The following is a 4650-nucleotide window of genomic DNA, read 5'->3' as shown; positions in this document are numbered from 1 at the left end:
ATCTGCTCCATACCAACCGATAACACCCTGGAGCACACGATCATGAAACGCCAAACCCTCCTCAGCATCGCTTTCTCGGTCTTCGCAGTTAACGCCTTTGCCGCGACCTCTGCTCAACCCGTCGTCGCCGAAGGTGGCTCGGATCGTCTGATCGAAAGCCGTGTGGCTGAAGGGGGTTCGGATCGTTTGATCCAGAGTCGTGTCGCTGAGGGTGGCTCCGACCGCCTGATCGAAAACCGCGTCGCTGCCGATGGTTCGGATCGTCTGCAAGGCAACACCGTTGCCGCCGATGGCTCCGACCACCTGCAAGGCAACACCATTGCCGCTGATGGCTCGGACCGCCTGCAAGGCAACACTGTCGCTGCCGATGGCTCCGACCGCCTGCAAGGCAACACCGTAGCCGCCGATGGCTCGGATCGCCTGCAAGGCAACACTGTTGCCTGAATGCATCACTGAAACCGCAGTACCTGCAAAAAGCCCGGCCTGATCAGCCGGGCTTTTTCGTGCCCGGCATCAAGCTACGGGTTGGAACTTCTTGCGATAGGCCGCTGGCAGCAGCCCCACGCGCTGGCGGAAGAGTCGGCGGAAGGAGTTGCTGTCTTCGTAGCCGACGGCGTAGGTGACGCTGTCGAGGGTCATGCGAGTGGATTCGAGCAGCTGTTTGGCCTTTTCCAGGCGCAGGGTTTGCAGGTAGGCGATGGGCGTGTAGCCGGTGGCGTCCTTGAAGCGGCGTTTGAAGTTGCGCACCCCGAATCCGAATTGACGGGCGATGTCGTCGATCAGCAAGGGTTGTTCGAAGTGAGCTTCAAGCCAGTCCTGTGCTCGCAGGATATCGCCGTCGCCATGGTGCCTGGGCATCGACCACATGATGTACACCGACTGCTCGCTGCGTGCCGAGTCGACCAGCAGGTACTTGCTGCATTTTTGCGCCAGTTCCAGTGAAGCGAAACGGCGGACCAGGTGCAGCAGCAGGTCCATGGCGGCGGTCGCGCCACCGCTGGTCATCACACGGTTTTCTTCGCAGATCAGTTGTGTCTCTTCAAGGCAGGCCCCTGCATATCGACGCCGCAAAAGCTCGGCGAACGCCCAGTGCGTGGTGGCGCGAACACCGTCGAGCAGGCCCGCCTCGCCCAACATGAAGGCGGCCGTGCACATGGACGCCACCACCGCGCCCTGTTCGTGCTGTTGTCGCAACCATGGGCCATAGGCCGCGAAAGCCGGCATGGCGTCCTTCAGGGTGAAGAGAAAACCGGGGATCAGCACCAGGTCGGTTTGCGCAATCCGAGCGATGGCGTGGTCCGCGCGTAGCGTCTGTCCGCCCCAGGCGGCCACGGGTGTGCCATCCAGGGAGGCGGTGACGACGTTGAAGGGTGCCTCCGCGCTGTCGCTAAACAGGTTGGCGGCGCCAAGCACTTCCAGGGCCAGGGTGGCGCTGGCGGCGGAACACTGCTCGGCCAGCAGCAAGGTGACGTGCATAGGCAGCCTCATTGCATATTTCGCATGGAAAATGTCATTTGCGCATCTACCTTACCCGATTCCCGCCCCTTAAAGTGCAACCTTCTCTCATTCATCGGCGTACTTATGAATCTCTGGTTTCGGCTGCTGCTCATGCTGTTTCGTCGTCCGTGGCGCAAGCCCGTGGACGCGCTGGCCACCACCGTGGTGCGCATGCGCGTATGGCCCCTGGATCTGGACCTCAACCGGCATGTCACCAATGGCCGCTACTTCACCCTGGCCGACATCGGGCGCATGGATTATGTGCTGCGCAGCGGCGCCTTTCGCGTGGCGCTGCGCCACAGGTCGGTGCCCATCGTAGGGGACACCTGGGGCAAGTTTCGCCGTGAACTGAAGCTGTTCGAAGCGTTTGAAGTCCATACGCGGATGCTCGGCTGGGACCACAAGTGGAGCTTCATGGAGCATCGCTTCATCAGCAAAGGCCGGGTCGTTGGCGTGGTGGTGATGCGCGGTCTGTTCCGCACGGCGAAAGGCACGGTGCCGCCGGGTGAGTTCGCCCGTGAACTGGGCTTGCCGGAACAGTCGTTGCATATGCCTCAATGGCTGACAGACTGGTCGCAAAGCTGCGATGACATGAGCCTTCAGTTGCGCGAGCAAGAGACGCCCCGCACTCGCAGGCCAGAGGCAGTCGAGTAGAAACTGGCTGACAGTCTGGAGGGCAGTCTCTATCCTGACGCCCCCCTCTCAACGGAGTCTCCCGTGCCGCCCCTCACTGCCCGCGAGGTCTGCCAGACATTACGCGACGCCGCCCTGGGTGTTCGCCGGCTGCAACGACTCGGCGTGCAAACCGGGCCGGGCCCGGTGCACGTCGACATCGAAGGCTGGCAGCTGCACCTCGATGTCGACGAAGGTCACCTGCATCATTGCCTGTATGGCCGCAGCCCGGATAACCGGGTGTTCGACGGCGGTCAGCGCTTCGGTACCGATCCGGTGAGTTTGCTCAGCACCTGGGAATTGGCGCAGGTCGAGCGCTTGCTCGCCGGCGGCTGAATCGCAGGCTCAGGCAAAACGCTTCAACGAAAACGCCGACAAGTCCAGCTCGCTGCTGCCGCGCACGCACCACTGAGCCAGCGCCTCGCCCAATGCCGCCGAATGCTTGAAGCCATGCCCGGAGCAGGCAGACACCACCAGGGTGTTTTTCAAGGCCGGGTGTTCGTCGATGATGAAGTCGCTGTCGGGGGTGACGGTATAGGCACACACCGCTGACTTGACCACCCGCGAGCTGACTCCGGCAATCTTGCCGCGCACATGGGTATCGAACATGGCCTGGGCTTCGGCGTCGCTGATGGTTCTGTCCAACGACTCGGGCGCGGTTTCTTCGCTGTACTGCTCGGTCGCCACCTTCAGGCTGCCTTCGCCCGGCAAGGGCGGGAAGCCATAGTTCGAATCGTCGTCCCCGGCACCGTGGTAATAGATAAAGGTCGGCGACACCGGTGCGAACCGGGCATCGTCTTGCAGCTCGAACCAGAACAGTTTCTGCCGGCAGACCCTGAGCAAGCGGTCGAAAGGCTGGCCGAGCAAATCCCTGGACCACATGCCGGCACTGATCACCACTTTGTCGGCGCCTATCGTGCGTTGGTCCGTGGTGACCGTGACGCCCTGTTCGTCACTGGCAATGTGCGTAATGGTCTCGCCTTTATACAGTGTCGCCCCCAATTCCTCGGCGAGTTGCAGCTGTACCGCGATACAGCGCTCGGGCCGGACATAGCCACCGCTGGGCTCGAAGTAGCCGACGGCGTTGTCCAGCACCGGGGAAAACTGCGGGAAACGCCGGCGAATCTGCTCGGCCGAAAGGACTTCGTGCGCAATGCCATGGGTGCTGGCCAGGCGCAGGGTGCGTTGGGTGAAATCGGTTTGATCGTTCGGGTCGTAATCGGGACGGGACGTCATGACCAGCACGCCGCATTGCTCGAACAAGGATTCGCCGGACAAGGCTTCCAGCTCGCGCCAGATCCGGTGGGAGTTACGCACAATTGGCAGATAGGCGGCACCCTCGCCCACCGAGAGCCGGGTGATGCGCGTATCACCATGGCTCGAGCCCTGATCGTGGGGAGGATGGTGACGATCGATACCAACGGCGCGCACGCCCGCCTTGGCCAATTGATACAGGGTGGCGGCGCCCATCGCCCCCATGCCCAGAACCGCTACTTCATACCGGTCTTGCATAGATGCCTCCGTCGGCGAAATCGACAATGTTGCAGCGTGCACCAGAGCCGGGCCATTGCGAAAGAGGTTGTTGAACTATCGTTCATCTGATTCAGCTGTGATACATAAGAGCCCATGTGCATCGCGCGTCCAGGAGCTCTTCTGATGATTCATTGTCCACGCTTGCCGAAACGACTGTCCGGCCTGTTCGCAGCCGGTCTGTTCATCGGCATGGCCCACGCCGCCCCGCCCTCCCCGGCGCCCGATTCCTTGCAACCGTTGCTGGCGACCATCAACGAGCGCTTGAACATTGCCGATGAGGTGGCATTGACCAAGTGGGACAGCGGCAAGCCGATCCAGGATACCGCCAGGGAAACTCTGGTGATCGCCAATGCCCGCAAACAGGCCGGCGAGAACAAAGTGGACCCGGACGAAGCCGCCGATTTGATCGCTGCGCAGATCGAAGCCAACAAACTGGTGCAATACGGGCTGATCGCGCAATGGCAAGCGGCGCACAAGGCACCCGATCTGCCTCGGCCGGACCTGAATCAGCTGCGGCCGAAACTCGATGAACTGCAAGTGCGCCTGCTGCAGCAATATGCCGACTTCGTGCCTTATCGCGTCGACCCGGAATGCCCGACGTGGCTGGCCGAGCAACGCTCGGCCCTGATCAAGGACACCCTGCATGGCCAGGCCCTGATCCGCGCCACCGGGGAGCTGTGCATCACCGATCAGTGACAGCTCCTGCCGTACCGCCCCCCTCTGTAGGAGCGAGCAAGCTCGCGATGGTCGTCAACGATGACGCTGGCAACCTGATGCCCCGCGGTGTTCTGGCATGCATCGCGAGCATGCTCGCTCCTACAGGGGTTCGGCGACGCTGCGCGACCATTGACCACGTCGATAGTCACCATTGATTCAATGAAGTTCTCTTAAAAAATCCGCGGCGTAACATCTGCTCCATACCAACCGATAACACCCTGGAGCACACGA

General features: G+C 61.8%; 6 protein-coding genes. 4 read left to right on the top strand and 2 right to left on the bottom strand.

Annotated features, from left to right (window positions below):
• Positions 1-42: 42 nt before the first annotated feature.
• Entirely contained in the window at positions 43-444 is a 402-nt protein-coding gene (locus ACQKP2_RS31785) for a hypothetical protein (protein WP_427582237.1), read from the top strand.
• Positions 445-513: 69 nt separating this feature from the next.
• On the opposite strand, the gene ACQKP2_RS31780 is transcribed toward ACQKP2_RS31785, so the two are convergent.
• A complete protein-coding gene (locus ACQKP2_RS31780; protein ID WP_427582236.1) occupies positions 514-1476 on the bottom strand; it encodes a GlxA family transcriptional regulator in 963 nt (320 codons plus the stop codon).
• A 105-nt stretch (positions 1477-1581) separates the two neighbouring features.
• On the opposite strand from ACQKP2_RS31780, the gene ACQKP2_RS31775 reads away from it, so the two are divergent.
• Positions 1582-2151: an acyl-CoA thioesterase gene (locus ACQKP2_RS31775; protein ID WP_427582235.1), complete on the top strand. Its 570-nt coding sequence runs from the start codon at positions 1582-1584 to the stop codon at positions 2149-2151.
• A gap of 63 nt (positions 2152-2214) precedes the next feature.
• On the top strand, positions 2215-2505 hold the full coding sequence (locus ACQKP2_RS31770) for a DUF7693 family protein (protein WP_427582234.1): 291 nt from the start codon (positions 2215-2217) through the stop codon (positions 2503-2505).
• Positions 2506-2514: 9 nt separating this feature from the next.
• Here ACQKP2_RS31770 and solA read toward each other — a convergent pair whose 3' ends face one another.
• Positions 2515-3681, bottom strand: a complete 1167-nt coding sequence (solA, locus tag ACQKP2_RS31765) for an N-methyl-L-tryptophan oxidase (protein ID WP_427582233.1) — start codon at positions 3679-3681, stop codon at positions 2515-2517.
• Positions 3682-3825: 144 nt separating this feature from the next.
• Between solA and ACQKP2_RS31760 the strand changes: the two genes are divergently transcribed.
• Positions 3826-4398, top strand: coding sequence for a chorismate mutase (locus tag ACQKP2_RS31760; RefSeq protein WP_427582232.1), 573 nt, complete (start codon positions 3826-3828; stop codon positions 4396-4398).
• Positions 4399-4650: the final 252 nt, after the last annotated feature.

The organism is Pseudomonas sp. NPDC089569, from assembly GCF_050280625.1.
Lineage (GTDB): Bacteria > Pseudomonadota > Gammaproteobacteria > Pseudomonadales > Pseudomonadaceae > Aquipseudomonas.
Note: the sequence above shows the minus strand (reverse complement) of the source record. Positions and strands in the feature narration are given on the sequence as shown.